Annotated in this window: 15 protein-coding genes; 12 read left to right on the top strand and 3 right to left on the bottom strand. The window is 68.8% G+C overall.

Features of this window, described 5'->3' with window-relative positions; translation table 11 throughout:
• The first annotated feature begins 74 nt into the window (after positions 1-74).
• Entirely contained in the window at positions 75-1,253 is a 1,179-nt protein-coding gene (locus DIE02_RS18795; RefSeq protein WP_124521221.1) for a multidrug effflux MFS transporter, read from the top strand.
• A 136-nt stretch (positions 1,254-1,389) separates the two neighbouring features.
• On the opposite strand, the gene DIE02_RS18790 is transcribed toward DIE02_RS18795, so the two are convergent.
• On the bottom strand, positions 1,390-2,484 hold the full coding sequence (locus DIE02_RS18790; RefSeq protein WP_124521219.1) for an AraC family transcriptional regulator: 1,095 nt from the start codon (positions 2,482-2,484) through the stop codon (positions 1,390-1,392).
• Between the two features lie 129 nt (positions 2,485-2,613).
• Positions 2,614-2,742 (bottom strand): hypothetical protein, encoded by a 129-nt coding sequence (locus tag DIE02_RS36060; RefSeq protein WP_260427862.1) that lies wholly within the window; start codon positions 2,740-2,742, stop codon positions 2,614-2,616.
• On the opposite strand from DIE02_RS36060, the gene DIE02_RS18785 reads away from it, so the two are divergent.
• From DIE02_RS18785 to DIE02_RS18775, 3 genes are all read left to right on the top strand, one after another.
• A complete protein-coding gene (locus DIE02_RS18785; RefSeq protein WP_124521217.1) occupies positions 2,741-4,132 on the top strand; it encodes an APC family permease in 1,392 nt (463 codons plus the stop codon). The genes DIE02_RS36060 and DIE02_RS18785 overlap by 2 nt on opposite strands.
• Positions 4,133-4,196: 64 nt before the next feature.
• Positions 4,197-5,594 (top strand): aspartate aminotransferase family protein, encoded by a 1,398-nt coding sequence (locus tag DIE02_RS18780; RefSeq protein WP_124521215.1) that lies wholly within the window; start codon positions 4,197-4,199, stop codon positions 5,592-5,594.
• 36 nt (positions 5,595-5,630) lie between these two features.
• Positions 5,631-7,055, top strand: coding sequence for an aldehyde dehydrogenase family protein (locus DIE02_RS18775; protein WP_124521213.1), 1,425 nt, complete (start codon positions 5,631-5,633; stop codon positions 7,053-7,055).
• A 67-nt stretch (positions 7,056-7,122) separates the two neighbouring features.
• On the opposite strand, the gene DIE02_RS18770 is transcribed toward DIE02_RS18775, so the two are convergent.
• Positions 7,123-7,977, bottom strand: coding sequence for a FadR/GntR family transcriptional regulator (locus DIE02_RS18770; RefSeq protein WP_124529646.1), 855 nt, complete (start codon positions 7,975-7,977; stop codon positions 7,123-7,125).
• 233 nt (positions 7,978-8,210) lie between these two features.
• Here DIE02_RS18770 and DIE02_RS18765 point away from each other — a divergent pair, with 233 nt between their 5' ends.
• The 8 genes from DIE02_RS18765 (at position 8,211) to DIE02_RS18730 (ending at position 16,988) form a co-directional block, all read left to right on the top strand.
• Positions 8,211-9,419, top strand: coding sequence for an ABC transporter substrate-binding protein (locus tag DIE02_RS18765; RefSeq protein ID WP_124488055.1), 1,209 nt, complete (start codon positions 8,211-8,213; stop codon positions 9,417-9,419).
• Between the two features lie 69 nt (positions 9,420-9,488).
• Positions 9,489-10,349, top strand: a complete 861-nt coding sequence (locus DIE02_RS18760) for a branched-chain amino acid ABC transporter permease (RefSeq protein ID WP_124521209.1) — start codon at positions 9,489-9,491, stop codon at positions 10,347-10,349.
• Positions 10,346-11,389 carry a branched-chain amino acid ABC transporter permease gene (locus DIE02_RS18755; protein ID WP_124521207.1) on the top strand — a complete coding sequence of 348 codons (1,044 nt, stop codon included), beginning with the start codon at positions 10,346-10,348 and terminating at the stop codon, positions 11,387-11,389. The genes DIE02_RS18760 and DIE02_RS18755 overlap by 4 nt, the downstream gene beginning before the upstream one ends.
• Complete coding sequence (locus tag DIE02_RS18750) at positions 11,386-12,153, top strand: ABC transporter ATP-binding protein (protein ID WP_124521205.1); 768 nt, start codon at positions 11,386-11,388, stop codon at positions 12,151-12,153. Before DIE02_RS18755 ends, DIE02_RS18750 begins: the two co-directional genes overlap by 4 nt.
• Positions 12,150-12,851, top strand: coding sequence for an ABC transporter ATP-binding protein (locus DIE02_RS18745; protein ID WP_124521203.1), 702 nt, complete (start codon positions 12,150-12,152; stop codon positions 12,849-12,851). The genes DIE02_RS18750 and DIE02_RS18745 overlap by 4 nt, the downstream gene beginning before the upstream one ends.
• Before the next feature lie 34 nt (positions 12,852-12,885).
• A complete protein-coding gene (locus tag DIE02_RS18740; protein WP_124529644.1) occupies positions 12,886-14,166 on the top strand; it encodes a Zn-dependent hydrolase in 1,281 nt (426 codons plus the stop codon).
• Positions 14,163-15,665: a M81 family metallopeptidase gene (locus DIE02_RS18735; protein WP_124521199.1), complete on the top strand. Its 1,503-nt coding sequence runs from the start codon at positions 14,163-14,165 to the stop codon at positions 15,663-15,665. The genes DIE02_RS18740 and DIE02_RS18735 overlap by 4 nt, the downstream gene beginning before the upstream one ends.
• Before the next feature lie 120 nt (positions 15,666-15,785).
• The gene (locus DIE02_RS18730; RefSeq protein ID WP_124521197.1) at positions 15,786-16,988 is read left to right on the top strand and encodes a beta-propeller fold lactonase family protein; all 1,203 of its coding nucleotides are present in this window, start codon (positions 15,786-15,788) and stop codon (positions 16,986-16,988) included.
• Positions 16,989-17,002: the final 14 nt, after the last annotated feature.

Here is a 17,002-nt window from a genome sequence, read left to right as displayed (position 1 = left end):
GTCGATCTCTACCATGCGGCGCCTGAGTTCAACCACATGCGCGCCGGGCGGACCGGCGTGCGAGGAGCCTTGTCGTGCCGCGTCTTTCCCTGATTCTCGTCATCGCGATGCTGAGTGCATTCGGCCTCATCGCGTCGGACGTCTACCTGCCCGCGATGCCGGGCATGGCCGCCGATTTCGGCGTCGCCGGCTGGCGGATGCCGCAGACCGTGTCCGCGTACCTGCTCGTGCTGGCGTTCGCGCAGCTGGCGTATGGGCCGCTGTCCGATCGTCACGGCCGCAAGCCGGTGCTGGTGGCCGGCATCCTGATCTACGTCGGCGGCTCGCTCGGGTGCGCGTCGGCCGGCAGTTTCGCGACGTTCGTCGCCTGGCGCATGGTGGAGGCGGCCGGCGCCGCGTCGGGGCTCGTGATCGGCCGCGCGGTGATCGCGGACACGTGCGACAAGCGGGTGTCCGCGAAGGTCTACGCGGTGATTTATCCGCTGGTGTCGCTGTCGCCGGCCCTGGCGCCGGCGCTCGGCGGGCATCTTGCCGCATGGGCCGGCTGGCGTGCCGACTTCCTGTTCGTCGCGGCATTCGGCGTGGCCGCGCTCGCGACGACGCTGGCGCTGCTGCCGGAAACCCGGCCCGCGCACGCACGCTCCCGCACGTCGCCGTTCGCCGGGTTCGGCAACGTGCTGCGCGATCCCGCGTTCCGCCGCTACACGGCGGTGGTGTGCGCGATCTACTGCGCGTGGTTCGTCTACCTGACGCAATCGCCGTTTCTGTTTGCGGCGGCGGGCGTGGACGAGGCGCGGCGCGGCTGGCTCTACCTGCCGCTGACGGCCGGCATCGTCGTCGCGAACGTCGTGGCGAAGCGCCTGCTCGACTGCTGGCCGTACGACCGCATCGTCGCGGCGGGCATCGTGTGCTTCGTGCTCGGCGGCGTCGCGTTCGGCGTCGCTCGCGCGTTCGGGATCACGGGCGTCGCCGCGACCGTCGTGCCGATGTGCATCGTCAGCCTCGCGAACGGTTCGTCGCTGTCGCTGGCCGTATCCGGTGCGGTGGCAGGCCAGCACGGCCATGCGGCGAGCGCGTCGGGGCTCGTCGGCTTTTGCCAGATCGGCAGCGCGGCGCTGGTCGCGACGCTCGTCAGTGCAACGGCCGGCACCGGGCAGACCGTGCTGACGATGTCGATCCTGGTGCTGTCGTTCGTTGCGCTCGCGGCATGCGTCGCGCGGCCGACGCGCGCGCGCGCGGTCGATCCCGCATGAGGCAGGAACAGGCGGAGGGCCGGGGCGCGGTGCGACCAGGGCGATCGCGTCAGTCGATATCAAAAGCAGTCCGAAGAAAGATCGCCACGCCGGGCGCGCAAGCCCGCTCGGTCCTGATCCTTCGTTCGCGGACGGCTCACGTGTCGTCGTTCGCGCCCGCTCGCGGCGTCTTGCCGGTCCAGCGCCGGTACGCATGGCGGAAGCTGCGCGGCTCGCTGTAGCCGAGCCGCTCCGCGATCGCGGCGACGCTCAGCGCCGGCTCGTCGAGCAGCCGCACCGCCTCCTGGCGACGCACGTCGTCGAGCAGCGACTGAAACGTGATGCCGTCCTTGTCGAGCCGGCGTCGCAAGGTGCGCTCGGTCAGGTGCAGCGCGTTCGCGAGCGACGTCATCGACTTGAAGCGCGCGAGGTCGCGCGCCATCAACTCCTTCGCGCGATCGGCGAAACGCGTGCCGACCGACGCGGCCCACTGCCGTTCGAGCGCTTCGCATTGCCCGTGCAGCGCATTGAAGCTGACCTCGTTCGCGAGCCGCGGGGCTTCCGTGCCGTTCACGCTCGTGAACACGAGCCGGTTCTCGCCCGCATTGAACGTGACCGGGCAGTCGAAGTGGCGCGCGTAGTCCGCGCCGTTGCGCGGCGTGCGGCGGGCGAGATGCAGCTGCGCGGGCCATACCGGCTTGCCGACCAGATCGGACACGATCAGGCGCAGGCTCGACAGGCACATGTCGGTCTGGAACACCTCGAGGTCGGGTTCGCCGTTGTAGCGGCCGATCGTCACGCTCATCCCGTCCGCGTGCGCGTGCACGCGCACGTCGAAATACAGCCCCATGAACAGCGGAAACTGGCTCATGCACCGGAACGCCTGCATCACGGAGCCGCTGATCAGCATCGCGTAACCGGCGAGGCCGAGCGTCGACACATGGAGCCGCGCGCCGATCGACAGGCCGATCGACGGTACGCCGCTGCAGCGCAGCAGGTTGCGGAAGCAACGTTGCTCCTGGCCGCGATTCACGTGCAGGTTCGGCGACGCGACTTCGGCCGCGCCGAGGCCGGTGCCCTCGAGCAGCGCGGCGCCGTCGATGTGCCGGACGCGGCATTCGTCGAGCGCGACCGCGATCGCGTGCACGGTGGCGGGAATGTCTTCCTGGCGTCCGGCCGGACGCGCGAGGCCGAGCGCCGAACGCAGGCTGCGTTCGGCGCGGCTTTGGGGTCGATGGGACTTGCTGTCCATGGCGAGGGGCGGCAACGGGTTCGCGTAGAACATAGCCGGAATGTCCGCGAAACGCCAGAGGGCCCGCATCAGCGGGGGGCGGCCGGCTGCCACGCGTCCGGAAATATCCCCCGATTACGTCCGCTTTTCTCATTCGTCGTCGATTTTTTGGCGCACCACACTCGTCTCCGGATCGCGCAATGCCTGCACTGCTGCACGGCACGCATTGCCGACGAGACGAGTGTTGATGTCATGGACCACGCCACGTGAGGACAGCATGAAAGACACCAGGCCGGAGCAGCGCACGCCCAGCGCCGCGACAGACGACGTGCGGGCACGCACGGACGGGCACGCCGACGCGGAGCCACGCGCCGCGCATTCGCTCGGGCTGTTCACGCTGGTGATCTTCGGCCTCGCATACATGCTGCCGATGACGGTGTTCACGACCTACGGGATCGTCACGCGCGAAACCAACGGACACCTGACGATCGCGTATGCGGTCACGCTGGTCGCGATGCTGCTGACCGCGCGCAGCTACGGCCACATGGCGCGGCTGATGCCGAGCGCCGGTTCCGCCTATACGTTCGCGAGCCGCAACTTCGGCACCTCGGCCGGTTTCATGGTCGGCTGGGCGCTGCTGATGGACTACCTGTTCATCCCGATGATCAGCTACCTCGCGATCGGCATCTACATGAAACAGCTGTTCCCGGCCGTGCCGGCCAGCGTGTGGATCGTCGCGAGCATCGCGCTGGTCACCGGGCTGAACATCGTCGGCATCCGGCTCGTCAACCGCGTGAACCTGATCCTGATCGCGAGCCAGCTCGTGTTCATCGCGGTCTTCGTCGCGGCGGCCGCGCATGTCGCGAGCGGCGAGGGGCTGGCGCCGACGCTCGCGCTGCCGTCGTCGGACGACGCACGGGCGATCTTCGCCGGGTCCGCGATCCTGTGCCTGTCGTTCCTCGGTTTCGATGCGGTGTCGACGCTGTCGGAGGAAACGCGCGAGCCGCGCCGCACGGTGCCGCGCGCGATCCTGCTCTGCACGCTCGCGAGCGGCCTGCTGTTCATGCTGATCGCGTATGCGGGACAGGTGGTGTTCCCCGACTGGCATGCGTTCAAGGATCTCGATTCGGCCAGCCTCGAACTGATGCGGCGCATCGGCGGCGGCACGCTGTCGGCGCTGTTCGTCGCGGTCTACGTGGCCGGCTGTTTCGCGAGCGCGATGGCCGGCCAGGCGAGCGTCACGCGCGTGCTGTTCGCGATGGGCCGCGACCGGGTGCTGCCCGAGCGCGTGTTCGGCCACCTGCATGCACGGTTGCGCACGCCGGTGCGCGCGACGCTCGCGGTCGGTGTCGTGTCGCTGTCCGCGCTGTTCATCTCGCTCGATCTCGCGTCGACGATGATCAGCTTCGGCGCGCTCGTCGCGTTCGCGGTCGTGAACCTGTGCGTGATGCGCAGCTATCTCGGCCGCCCGGAACATCGCCGCTTCGCGGGCTGGATCAGGTTCGGCGCGGTGCCGGCGCTCGGCTTCGCGATGAACGTCTGGTTGTGGTCGGGCCTGTCGCGCCAGACCTTCTACGTCGGCATCGGCTGGCTCGCGATCGGGCTGTGCCAGCTGCTGTGGCTCACGCGCGGCTTCACGCGCCCGGCGCCGACGCTGTCGATGAACTGAATGACCGGCCGGCGGCCTCCGGCTGCGGGCCGCCGGTCTCGAATCCCTGAAGGAGGAATGACCCATGAACGGTGTTGACGTCAATCTCGATGCGGACCTGCAGGCGCTCGGCAAGCGCCATCTGCTGATGCACTTCACGCATGCCGATGCGTATCGCGACCACGCGCTGACGGTGTTCGACCGCGGCGAAGGCTGCTGGCTCGTCGATCGCAACGGCAAGCGCTACTTCGACGGGCTCGCCGGGCTGTACTGCGTGCAGGTCGGCTACAGCCACGGCGCGGAGATCGGCGACGCGATCCGCGAGCAGATGGTGCGGCTGCCGTTCGCGACCAACTGGGGCTACGGCCACGAACCGGCGATCCGCCTCGCGCACAAGCTCGCGGCGCTCGCACCGGACGGCCTGAACCGCGTGTTCTTCACGTCTAGCGGCTCGGAGTCGAACGAATCGGCAATCAAGCTGGTGCGCCAGTATCACCAGGCGCGCGGCGAGCCGCAGCGGCGCAAGTTCATCGCGCGGCGCGTCGCGTATCACGGCACGTCGTTCGGCGCGCTCGCGCTGAACGGGATGACCAACTTCCGCAAGCATTTCGAGCCGCTGATGGCGGGCGTGCGGCACGTGAGCAACACGAAGCGCTACGGGCGGCCGGAAGGCGAGACGGAAGCGCAGTTCACGCGCCATCTGCTCGACGAGATCGAAGCGCTGATCGTCCAGGAAGGGCCGGACACCGTCGCCGCGCTCGTCGTCGAGCCGCTGCAGAACGCGGGCGGCAGCCTGACGCCGCCGGCCGGTTATGCGCAGGGGCTGCGCGCGCTGTGCGACCGGCACGGCGTGCTGCTCGTGGCCGACGAAGTGATCTGCGGGTTCGGCCGGCTCGGCGAATATTTCGGGTCGACGCGTTACGGGCTGAAGCCGGACCTCATCACGTTCGCGAAGGGGATCGCGTCGGGCTACGTGCCGCTCGGCGGCGTGATCGCGAGCGACACGGTGGTCGACACCGTGCTCGCCGGCCCGCAGCAGATGTTCCTGCACGGCGCGACCTACGGCGGCCATCCGGTCGCGTGCACGGCAGCGCTCGCGAACCTGGCGATCATGGAGCGCGAAGGCGTGCTCGCGAACGTCCGCGCCAACGAGGCGGTGTTCCGCGAGACGCTCGACGGCCTGCGCGAGCTGCCGTGTGTCGGCGACGTGCGCGGCGACGGCTACCACTACTCGCTCGAACTCGTGACCGACAAGGCCGCGCGCCGCTGGGCGGCCGGCATCAGCGCGCAGACGTTCGTGTCGACGCTGCTCGCGCCCGCGATCTTCGAAGCCGGGCTGTTGTGCCGCGCGGGCGTCGACCACGAAGGCACGCCGATCGTGCAGTTCTCGCCGCCGCTCGTGATGTCGCGCGACGAGATCGTGTGGTTCGTCGCGAAGATCCGCGACATTCTCGCCGACACTTACGCGCGTGCGACGCGCTGAGCGCGGCAGCACCGTTCGTCATTCCAGGAGCCTTCGATGCGAACCTCACAACAGAGCTATATCGCCGGACAGTGGTGCGATCCGGCCGATGCGCGCGCGATCGACGTGATCGATCCGGCGACCGCGAAGCCGTATGCGCGGCTCGCGATCGGCGGGCCGGCTGACGTCGACCGCGCGGTCGGCGCGGCGAAGCGGGCATTCGACGCGTATTCGCGCTGGACGGTCGACGCGCGCGTCGCGCTGCTGCAGCGCGTGCTCGAGATCTACCGGCGCCGCTACGACGAAGTCGCGCGCACGATCAGCCAGGAGATGGGCGCGCCGATCGCGTTCGCGCGCGCGATGCAGGCCGCGGTCGGCACCGCGCATCTCGAACAGACGATCCGCGCGCTGCAGTCATTCCGGTTCAGCACGCAGACCGATTCGCTGCTGGTGTCGCACGAGCCGATCGGTGTGTGCGCGCTGATCACGCCTTGGAACTGGCCGATCAACCAGATCGTCTGCAAGGTCGCGCCGGCGCTCGCGGCGGGCTGCACGATGGTGCTCAAGCCGAGCGAGATCGCGCCGTTCAGCGCGATCCTGTTCGCGGAGATCCTGCACGAAGCCGGCGTGCCGCCGGGCGTGTTCAACCTCGTGCACGGCTACGGGCATGAGGTCGGCGATGCGCTGTCGCGGCATCCGGACGTCGACATGGTGTCGTTTACGGGCTCGACGCGCGCCGGTGTCGAAGTCGCGAAGGCCGCGGCCGATACCGTGAAGCGCGTGCACCAGGAACTCGGCAGCAAGAGTCCGAACCTGATCCTGCCCGATGCCGACATCGAGGATGCCGTCACGCGCGGCGCGCGCAGCTGCTTCAGCAACAGCGGACAGTCGTGCAACGCGCCGACGCGGATGTTCGTGCACGTCGATCAGCTGGCCGCGGCCGAGGCGGCGGCGCGCGATGAGGCTGCGCGCACCGTCGTCGGCGATCCGCGTTCGCCGGAAACGGGCATCGGGCCGGTCGTCAGCCGCACGCAGTTCGACCGCATCCAGCAGCTGATCCGGAGCGGCATCGACGAGGGCGCGACGCTCGTCGCGGGCGGACCCGGCCGTCCGGACGGGCTCGGCGACGGCTTCTACGTGAAGCCGACGGTGTTCTCGAACGTCACGCCGGACATGACGATCGCGCGCGAGGAGATCTTCGGGCCGGTGCTGTCGATCCTGACCTACCGGACCGAGGATGAAGCCGTGGCGCTCGCGAACGATTCGGTCTACGGGCTCGCGGCCTACGTGCAGACGAAGGATCTCGAGCGCGCCCGCCGGATCGCGGCGCGCTTGCGCGTCGGCAACGTGCACATCAACTATCCGGCGTGGAACCCGGCCGCGCCGTTCGGCGGCTACAAGCGTTCGGGCAACGGCCGCGAGTATGCGGAGTTCGGCCTCGTGGAATATCTGGAGACGAAAGGCACGACGGGGTACGCGTGAGCGGCGGTGGCCGACCGCCGCCGGACGGTCGGCCCCTGCCTCGAGCCGGCTTCGCGTGTACCGACAGTCAGTTGTCCTCGCGATCCGCCGCGGCCGCGTCGGAGCCCGAGACGGGCGCGGCGGCCCGCCTGCGGATTTCGGAGTCGAGGATCAAGCGCCCGCGCAGCTTCCCTTTCATCCGTTTCACGTGCTTGGGCGCCTCGGTCATGTGCTCGACCATCAGTGCACGTACGCGCTCGGCATCGCGCGCTCGCGCGGCCAGCAGGATCTCCTTGTGGATCGACACGTTCGCTTCGCCGAAGTGCTTGTGCTCCGCGAGCGGCGTATCGTTCCTGAACTCGATCAACTGCCGGATCATCTCGTTGATCAGCTCGCAGCTGAAGCGCAGGAAGGGGTTCGGGTTCGCGGCCGCGAGGATGTCGTGGAACGTCGTGTCCTCCTGCCGCTGGCGCAGCATGTGGCCGCGGTCGTGCACGCCCGACGCGCCGTCGCAGCACGCGATGTTCGCCTCCAGCGCCGCGAAGTCGCGCTCGGTCAGGTGCGGCACGGCGCCCGCCGCCAGCTCGGGTTCGAGGAGCTTGCGCACCGTGTAGATGTCGTCGATCGTCACGTCCTTGAAGAACAGGTAGTTCTGCAGAAGTTGCAGCGTGCGGTCGAGCGGCACCTCGACGACCATCCCGCCGCCCGACGGCCCCGTCGTGACCTTGATGAGCCCCTGCACCTCGAGCGACTTCAGCGCCTCGCGGATCGTGCTCTTGCTCACCGCGTACAGCTGCTGCAGTTCCGCCTCGCGCGGCAGGCGGTCGCCCGGCTTCAGATCCTTCTCGGTGATCAGCCGCTTGATCTCCTCGGCGACGAGATCCGCCCGCTTCGGCTGCTTGATTTCGACCGCGAGGCCCGCCCTGGCTCGGTCCATGACCATCTTCAAGACTCCTTTGTCTGACTGCGCGCCACGTCATCGTCGACGATCCGTTGCGGCGCGGGGTACGGAATTTTGCCTGATTGACACCAATTTTGATCAACTCTAGCATCAGGTTCATTCTATTTATCATGATAAATAGGATCAACCGGCGACGCGCATCCTGCAGGGCGTGGATACGGTTTGGGTTTGGCAGTCGGTCGCATCGTGTGTCCCCCTTTATCAGGAGCGTCAACTTGAATCGCCGAGAACTGTTGAAACTGGCCGCGCTGTCGGCCGTGCCGGGCGCGCTCGGCAGCATGTCGTCCCGTGCCGCATTCGCGCAGGGTTCGACCATCCAGCTTGCCTGCCCGGTGCCGATGTCGGGGCCGTTCGCCGCCAATGGCAAGTACGCCGATCTCGGCATGCAGCTCGCCGTCCGGCAATACGGCAAGGTGCTCGGTGCGCCGCTCGCGTATACGGCACTCGACACCGAGGGCAAGCCCGCGACCGCCGTGCGGCGCGTGCAGGAGATCGCGCAGCAGAAGGGGGCCCGCTTTTTCGCGGGCGGCATCCTGTCGTCCGAATCGCTGGCAATGGGCAAGGAAGTCCAGAAGGCGGGCGGCGTGTTCATCACGACGGCGGGCGCGGATGAACTGACCGGCAAGGACTGCAACGATGCGACGTTCCGCTGGTCGGTGCCGACCTTCGGCGCGATCGAGCAGACGGTGCGGCCGTTGCTCCAGATGCTGCCAAAAGCGAAGCGCTGGTACACGATCACGCCGCAATACGTGTTCGGCGAGGGCCTGCTGTCCGCCGCGAAGGCGATCTTCAAGGAGAAAGGCATCGAGCATGTCGGCAACAGCTACCACTCGCTCGCCGAGAAGGAGTTCAGCGGCTACCTGACGAACGCGGCGGCCGCGCAACCGGACGTGCTGCTGATCCTGAACTTCGGCTCGCAATCATCGGACACGCTGCGCCAGGCCGTCAGCTTCGGGATGAAGCGCAACTGCACGATCCTGCTTGCGTGGGCATCGGGCCTCGAGCAGTTCGAGGCGCTCGGCCCCGACATCTGCGACGGCGTGTATTTCGGCGCGCAGTACTGGCACGGCATCGATTCGCCGCTGAATCGCGACTTCGTGAAGCGGGCGAACGCCGCGTTCAAGGCGAACCCGAACTACAGCCTCGCGGGTTCGTACATCTGCTCGAAGATCCTGCTCGACGCGATGGTGAAGGCCGGCAGCGCCGATCCGAAGAAGGTCGTCGCGGCGATGGAAGGCATGAAGTACGACGGTCTCACGGGCCCGGAGGAAATCCGCAAGGGCGACCACCAGGTGCTGAAGAACTACTACCTGCTGAAGGGCAAGCCGAAGAGCCGGATGAAGAACGCGGACGACTACGCGGATATCGTCAGCTCGGGTCAATCGTTCCTGTCCGTCGACAAGACGGGGTGCAAGCTCGCGTAACGCGATGCGCGCGTTCGCGGCCGTCGCGCGCCGCGGACGTCCGTTTCACTCCTTTCCGGTACGGAAGCCATGAACGTCTATCTGCTGCAGATCGTCAACGGCATCGGCGTGGGCATGCTGTATTTCCTGCTCGCCGTCGGCCTGTCGATCGTGTTCGGCCTGCTGCGCTTCGTGAACTTCGCTCACGGCGCGTTCTATCTGCTCGGTGCGTACCTTTGCTACCAGGCGCTGCAATGGTCGGCCAACTTCTGGGTTGCGCTCGCGGTCGTGCCGCTCGTCGTCGGCGCGTTCGCGTGGATCGTCGAGAAGCTCGTGCTGCGTCACGTGTATGCGCAACAGCATGAATTCCACATCCTCGCGACCGTCGGGCTCGCGCTCGTGCTGCAGGAGTGCGCGATCCTCGCCTGGGGCCCGCTTGGCGACAACGTGCCGCCGCCCGACGCGCTGAACGGCGTCGTGATCTGGGGCGGCTTCGTCTACCCGAAATACCGGCTGTTCGTGATCGCGTTCACGGCCGTGCTTGCCGGACTGCTGTGGTGGGTGCTCGAAGGCACGCGGCTCGGCAGTACGGTGCGCGCGGGCAGCGAATCGACGGAGATGGTGTCGCTGCTCGGTATCAACGTGACGCGCGTGTTCAGCCTCGTATTCGCGCTCGGCGCGGCCACCGCCGCGCTCGCCGGCGTGCTCGCGGCACCGATCCGCGGCGTCGATCCGTTCATGGGCATCGAGGCGCTCGGCGTCGCGTTCGTGGTGGTCGTCGTCGGCGGGATGGGGAATTTTCTCGGGGCGCTCGTCGGCGGGCTGCTGGTCGGCATCGTGCAGAGCCTGATGAGCACGCTGTGGCCGGAAGGCGCGCGCTTGATGATCTACGTCGCGATGGCGGCCGTGCTGCTGTTGCGTCCGAACGGATTGCTGGGGAGGGCCGCATGATCGAATCGTCGAAACCGCTGCCGCCCGCGGCGGCAGCCTCGCAGCGTTCGCGGCCGTGGTGCGGTGCGCTGCGGCGGCCGGAGGGCTGGCTCGCGGTGGCCGTCGCGTGCGTGCTGCCGCTGGCGCTGAGCTCGGGCTCGCTCGCGACCGAAGTGCTGGTGTTCGCGCTCGCCGCGCTCGGTTGCAACCTGCTGCTCGGCTATACGGGGCTGCTCTCGTTCGGGCAGGGCATCTTCTTCGGGCTCGGCAGTTATGCGGCGGGGCTGGTCCTGACGCACGGCGTCGGGTCGGTGACGGTTGCGCTCGTCGCGGCCGCCGTGCTCGGCGCCGCCGCGGCCGCGCTCGTTGGCTGGTTCTCGATCCGGCAGCGCGGCACTTACTTCGTGATGCTGACGCTCGCGTTCGGGCAGTTGTTCTACTTCCTCGCGTATACGACGCCGGATCTGACGGGCGGCGACAACGGGCTGCTCGACATCCCGCGCCCCGCGCTGTCCGCATTCGGGCATCCGCTCGTTCCGCTCGATTCGCCGTGGCGCTACTACGGCTTCGTCGCGGTGCTGTTCGTCGCGGTGTTCTGGCTGCTGCTGCGCGTATCGCGCTCGGTGTTCGGCCGGACGCTGCTCGCGATTCGCGACAACGAGGCACGCGCGGCGGCGGCCGGCTACGACGTGCAGCGATTCAAGCTCGCGGCGTTCGTGATCTCGGGCGCGGTCACGGGCCTCGCGGGGGCGCTGCACGCGCTGATGACGGGCATCGCGCCGCTGTCGAACATCGACTATCACACGAGCGAGATGATCCTCGTGATGACGGTGATCGGCGGCACGGGCAACCTGTTCGCGTCGGTGCTCGGCGCGGCATTCTACGTGCTGTTCGCGGATTGGCTGTCGACGCTGTGGCCGCGCTGGCTGCTGCTGCTCGGCCTCGTGCTGATCGCGGTCAGCCTGTTCATGCAGCGCGGATTGTGGGGGCTCGGCGAACGCGTCGCGGCATCGCTGCGGCGCGCCGATCGTACTGCGGCTACGGCCAGGGAGCGGCAATGAGCGAAGCGATTCTCGAAGCGCGCGGCATCGTCAAGCGCTACGGCAAGTTCACGGCGCTGGGCGGCGTCGATCTGCGGATCATGCCGCGCACCGTGCATTCGGTGATCGGCCCGAACGGTGCCGGCAAGACGACGCTGTTCCATACGCTGACCGGCACGCTGCCGATCACGTCGGGCTCGATCCTGTTCGATGGTCACGACGTGTCGCGCGAACCCGATCACAAGCGCGTGCGGCGCGGCATCGCACGCTCGTTCCAGGTGACGAGCCTGTTTCCGAACCTGAGCGTGCGCGAGAACCTGCGCGTCGCCGCGCAGGGCGTGGAATCGCGGCGCGCGTTGAATCCGTGGACGCCGCCGAGCGGCGCACTCGCGCATGACGGCATCGTCGACGAGGTGCTCGAGCGGCTCGGCCTGCAGCGCTTCGCCGACACGGCGGCCGGCGTGCTGTCGCACGGCCAGCAGCGCCGGCTCGAGGTCGGGATGGCGCTGGCGGCACGGCCGCGCGCGATCTTCCTCGACGAGCCGACGTCGGGCATGGGCATCGACGACCTCGACGACATGAAGGCGCTGATCCGCGGCCTGCGCGACGACTACACGGTCGTGCTGATCGAACACAACATGGGAATCGTGATGGACATCTCGGACACGATCACGGTGATGCAGCAGGGGCGCGTGCTGGTCGAAGGCAAGCCCGATGCGATTCGCGGCGATGCGCGCGTACGCAGCGCGTATCTCGGCAACATGATCACCGGAGGCCGCGCATGATGCTCGACGTGAAGGAGGTTCACGCCTGCTACGGCAAGAGCCACGTGCTGCAGGGCGTTTCGCTGAACGTGAACGAAGGCGAGACGGTGACACTCCTCGGCCGCAACGGCGCGGGCAAATCGACCACGCTCAAGACGATCGCGGGTGTCGTCGCGCCGACCGGCGGGACGGTGACGTTCGCCGGCCGGCCGGTGTCCGGGCAGCCCGCGCACCGGATTGCCGCGTGCGGCCTGTGCTTCGTGCCCGAGCATCGCGGCATCTTCCGGCTGCTGTCGGTCGAGGAAAACCTGCGGCTCGGCGCACGCCGCGATTCGCCGTGGCAGCTCGACGACATCTACCGGATCTTCCCGCGCCTGAAGGAGCGCCGCCGCAACGGCGGCGCGCAGTTGTCGGGCGGCGAGCAGCAGATGCTCGCGATCGGCCGCGCGCTGATGAACCACCCGCGGCTCCTGATGCTCGACGAGCCGGTCGAAGGGCTCGCGCCGGTGATCGTCGAGGAGATCGTCGCGCAATTGAAGCAGATCAAGGCGGCCGGCGTCGCGATCCTGCTCGTCGAACAGAACCTCGAAGTGTGCACGCAGCTCGCGGACCGCCACTTCGTGATCGAACAGGGCGTGATCGTCTACGAAGGCAGCAACGCGGCGTTCGCGGCCGATCACGAGGTGAAGGACCGTTACCTGGGTGTCGGCGTCGCGTAAGCGCCGGGCCCGTTCATTGCGAGGAATTCCATCGATGCAAGTTCTGGATTCGACACAGGGCGCCACGGCGTCCGGCCTGCGCGTCGACGGCGCGCGGCTGTGGGACAGCCTGATGCGTCTCGCGCGAATCGGCGCGACCAACAAGGGAGGCGTGTGCCGCCTCGCGCTCACCGAACTCGATCGCGAGGCGCGCGACCTGTTCGTCGCGTGGGCGAAGGAAATGGGCTGCACGGTACGCATCGATGCGATCGGCAACATCTTCGCGCGACGTACGGGCGAACGCGACGACCTGCCGCCCGTGACGACGGGCAGCCATATCGACACGCAGCCTACCGGCGGCAAGTTCGATGGCAACTACGGCGTGCTCGCCGGCCTCGAAGTGCTGCGCACGCTCGACGACGCGGGCGTGCGCACGCGTGCGCCGCTCGAGGTCGCCGTGTGGACAAACGAGGAAGGCTCGCGCTTCGTGCCCGTGATGATGGGCTCCGGCGTGTTCGCGGGTGCGTTCACGCTCGATCACGCGCTCGCGCAACGCGATCGCGACGGCATATCGGTGGGCGATGCGCTGGCCGCGATCGGCTATGCGGGCGACGCGAACGGCGCGCATCCGGTCGGCGCGTATTTCGAGGCGCATATCGAGCAGGGCCCGGTGCTGGAGGCGCACGACACGACGATCGGCGTGGTCGAGGGCGCGCTCGGGCAGCGCTGGTACGACGTGACCGTACACGGGATGGAGGCGCATGCGGGACCCACGCCGATGGAACTGCGGCGCGACGCGCTGCTGGTCGCGGCCGATCTCGTGCGCGCGGTGAGCGGCATCGCGCGTGCGCACCCGCCGCACGGGCGCGGCACGGTCGGCTGGGTCGACGTCCATCCGAATTCGCGCAACGTGATTCCGGGCCGCGTGACGCTGACCGTCGACTTGCGCGCGGCCGACGATGCGACGCTGGCGGCGATGGATGCGGAACTGCGCGCGGCCTGCGCCGATCTGGGGGCGGTGGCCGACATGCGGATCGACGTCGAGCAGGTCGTGTATTTCGCTCCCCAGCCGTTCGACGCGGCACTCGTCGAGCGGGTGCGCGCGGGCGCCGGTGCGCTCGGGCTGTCGTCGATGAACGTGATCAGCGGCGCGGGTCACGACGCGGTGTATCTCGCACGCGTCGCGCCCACCGCAATGATCTTCGTGCCGTGCAAGGACGGGATCAGCCACAACGAGATCGAGGATGCCGATCCCGCCCACCTCGAAGCGGGCTGCAACGTGCTGCTGCATGCGATGCTCGGCGCGGCGGGCGTGGCGGAGGGCGCCACGCGATGAAGATCCTGATCGCCCGGATGAACCACGAAACCAATACGTTCTCGCCGGTGCCGACGCCGCTCGCCGCGTTCGGCCGCAACGGCCCCGACTGGGGTGACGACGCGTATCGCGCGAATCGCGGGATGCGCACCGCGATGGCCGCGTTCATCGATGCGGCGGCTCGCGCAGGCGCGGAGATCGTCACGCCGGTGTCGGCGGCCGCGAACCCGAGCGGGCCGGTCGCCGCCGACGCGTATGCGGCGATCTGCGACGCGATCGTCGCGGCCGCGCCCGGCTGCGACGCGGTGATGCTCGACCTGCACGGCGCGATGGTCGCCGAGCAGAGCGCGGACGGCGAGGGGGACCTGCTCGCGCGCGTGCGCGCCGCGCTGCCCGATGCGCCGATCGCGGTCGCGCTCGACCTGCACGCGAACGTCACGCAGAAGATGATCGATCACGCGGACGTGATCGTCAGTTTCAAGACCTATCCGCACGTCGACATGTACGAAACCGGCGAGCACGCGGCGCGTGTGCTGCTCGACCGGCTGCACGGCCGCGCACGGCCAGTGCTCGCGTGGCGGCAGCCGCCGCTGATGACGTCGACGCTGCGCAGCGCGAGCGCCGAAGGCGCGATGCGGCGCGCGGTGGAGGCCGCGCGCGCGGCTGAAGCCGACGGGATGCTGGCGGTATCGGTGCTGCCCGGCTTCTCGCTCGCGGACATTCCCGCGCCGTGCATCAGCATCGTCGTGGTCGCCGATGGCGACCACGCGGCGGCCGACGCGGTGGCCGAGCGCATCGCCCGGCAGATCTGGGACGCACGCGACGCGTTCGTCTACCGCAGCGCGCCGCTCGCGGAATCGGTCGCGCAGGCCGCGGCGCTGGCGCGCGGTGCTGACCGTCCGGTGCTGATGCTCGATCACGGCGACAACTGCATGTCGGGCGGCCCGTGCGACACGATGGACCTGCTGGAGGAAGCGCTCGCGCAGGGGCTCGACGGGATCGTCAGCGGGCCGCTGTGCGACCCGGATGCAGTCGCGGCGCTGATCGGCGTGGGCGTCGGCGCGACCGTGACCGTGCCGGTCGGCAACCGGATGCCGTCGCACGGCGGCGCGCGGCGCGCGCCGTTTCGGGCGACGGGCATCGTGCGCGCGATCACCGACGGCGAATACGTGATTACCGGGCCGACGTATACGGGCCAGCGCGCATACATGGGCCGCGCGGCGGTGCTCGATATCGGCGACGCGACGCTGGTCGTCACCGAGCGCACGCAGGAGCCGTGGGATCTCGGCGTGTTCGAGAGCGTCGGCATCGATCCGCGCCGGGCGCGATTCCTGCTGCTGAAGTCGCGGATGTACTGCCGGCCGGTGTTCGTGCCGATCGCGGCCGCGCTGGTCGAGTGCGACAGCCGCGGCGTGACCGGTTCGGACTACGGCCTGTTCCGCTACGAGCGGCTCGCGCGACCCGTGTATCCGCTCGACGACGTCGATCGGTGGGACAGCGCGGACGTGCGCACGACCTGAGCGGCGGGCGCGAGACGCCGGTTTCGCGCGCTTTCGTGCATCATGCGGTGGCATCGACCCGTCGAGCAGCAGGGTCGTGCCAGTCCTTGCGTCCGCAACCGATCCGGAGAACCGACCGCCATGCATTCGAATCGCTTTCGCTTTCGCCTTCGTCGCGCCCGCCTGCTCGCCGCGCTGACGCTCGCTACCACCGCCGGCACCGCCGTCACCGCGCACGCGGCCGACTGGATCGTGTCCGGCAACGACGGCACGTATCAGCGCGTCGAAGGGCGCGACACCTATCTCGCGTCGCCGCCCGCCGACACGCTGACGTTGCTCGACGCGAGCGTGTTTCCGCCGAAGGTCGCGCTGCAGGTCGATGTCGAGAACGGCATCCAGGGCCCGCCGCAGGCCGTCGCGATCGCACCCGACGCGAAGCTCGCGCTGGTCGGCGCGCCGACGCGCTACGACCTGGGGGTGAGGCAACTCGTGTTCGACACGTTTCTGCAGGTCGTGAACCTCGCTGCGTCGCCGCCGGCGATCACGCGCGTCGAACTCGGCACGCACCCGCAGGGGATCGCGATCGACCGGTCGGGCCGGCTCGCGCTGGCGGCGAACGTCGACGGCAGCGTGTCGATCCTGCGGATCGACGGAACGCAGGTGACGCTCGACGGCAACCTGAAGATCGGCAAGAAGCGGCTCGCCGGGATCAGTTTCACGCACGACGGCAAGCATGCGCTCGTGTCGCTGCGCGACGAGCAGGGCATCGCGGTGCTGAACGTCGACGACGGCAAGGTGACCGACAGCGGCACGCGGCTGAGCACGGGCGTCGCGCCCTACACGATCGACGTGTCGAGCGACAATCGCTGGGCCGTCGTCAGCAACGTCGGGCTCGCGGGGCTGCCGGGCTATACGGGCACGCTCGCGGGCGATGCCGATTCGGTCGCGCTGATCGACGTGTCGCGCACGCCGTTCCGCACGGTCCAGTACCTGACGGTGCCGTCGCTGCCGGAAGGCGTCGCGATCTCGCCGGACGGAAAGTGGATCGCCGTGCAGGCGATGGACGGCTCGAACCTGACGCCCGACAACCCGGGTCGCCACAAGCTCGGCAAGGTGGTGCTGTTCGAGATCCGCAACGGCCGTGCGGTGCAGACGAGTGAAGTGCCGGGCGGCGAAGCCGCGCAGGGCATCGTGTTTACCGCCGACAGCCGGCACGTGATCGTGCAGTTCAACGTCGAGCGGCAGCTCGCGCTGTATGCGGTGGAGGGCGGCAAGCTGCGCGATACGGGCAAGCGCATCGCGCTGACGGGCGGGCCGTCGTCGTTGCGGACGTTGCCGCGGTGATGGGTTGAAGCGTT

The organism is Burkholderia sp. Bp8991 (assembly GCF_003853795.1).
Classification (GTDB): domain Bacteria; phylum Pseudomonadota; class Gammaproteobacteria; order Burkholderiales; family Burkholderiaceae; genus Burkholderia.
Note: the sequence above shows the minus strand (reverse complement) of the source record. Positions and strands in the feature narration are given on the sequence as shown.

Coding starts and splice junctions, on each gene's coding strand:
- DIE02_RS18790 (WP_124521219.1), bottom strand. CDS start 2,484: ATGGACAGCAAGTCCCATCGACCCCAAAGCCGCGCCGAACGCAGCCTG.
- DIE02_RS18785 (WP_124521217.1), top strand. CDS start 2,741: ATGAAAGACACCAGGCCGGAGCAGCGCACGCCCAGCGCCGCGACAGAC.
- DIE02_RS36060 (WP_260427862.1), bottom strand. CDS start 2,742: ATGCTGTCCTCACGTGGCGTGGTCCATGACATCAACACTCGTCTCGTC.
- DIE02_RS18780 (WP_124521215.1), top strand. CDS start 4,197: ATGAACGGTGTTGACGTCAATCTCGATGCGGACCTGCAGGCGCTCGGC.
- DIE02_RS18775 (WP_124521213.1), top strand. CDS start 5,631: ATGCGAACCTCACAACAGAGCTATATCGCCGGACAGTGGTGCGATCCG.
- DIE02_RS18770 (WP_124529646.1), bottom strand. CDS start 7,977: ATGGTCATGGACCGAGCCAGGGCGGGCCTCGCGGTCGAAATCAAGCAG.
- DIE02_RS18760 (WP_124521209.1), top strand. CDS start 9,489: ATGAACGTCTATCTGCTGCAGATCGTCAACGGCATCGGCGTGGGCATG.
- DIE02_RS18755 (WP_124521207.1), top strand. CDS start 10,346: ATGATCGAATCGTCGAAACCGCTGCCGCCCGCGGCGGCAGCCTCGCAG.
- DIE02_RS18750 (WP_124521205.1), top strand. CDS start 11,386: ATGAGCGAAGCGATTCTCGAAGCGCGCGGCATCGTCAAGCGCTACGGC.
- DIE02_RS18745 (WP_124521203.1), top strand. CDS start 12,150: ATGATGCTCGACGTGAAGGAGGTTCACGCCTGCTACGGCAAGAGCCAC.
- DIE02_RS18740 (WP_124529644.1), top strand. CDS start 12,886: ATGCAAGTTCTGGATTCGACACAGGGCGCCACGGCGTCCGGCCTGCGC.
- DIE02_RS18735 (WP_124521199.1), top strand. CDS start 14,163: ATGAAGATCCTGATCGCCCGGATGAACCACGAAACCAATACGTTCTCG.
- DIE02_RS18730 (WP_124521197.1), top strand. CDS start 15,786: ATGCATTCGAATCGCTTTCGCTTTCGCCTTCGTCGCGCCCGCCTGCTC.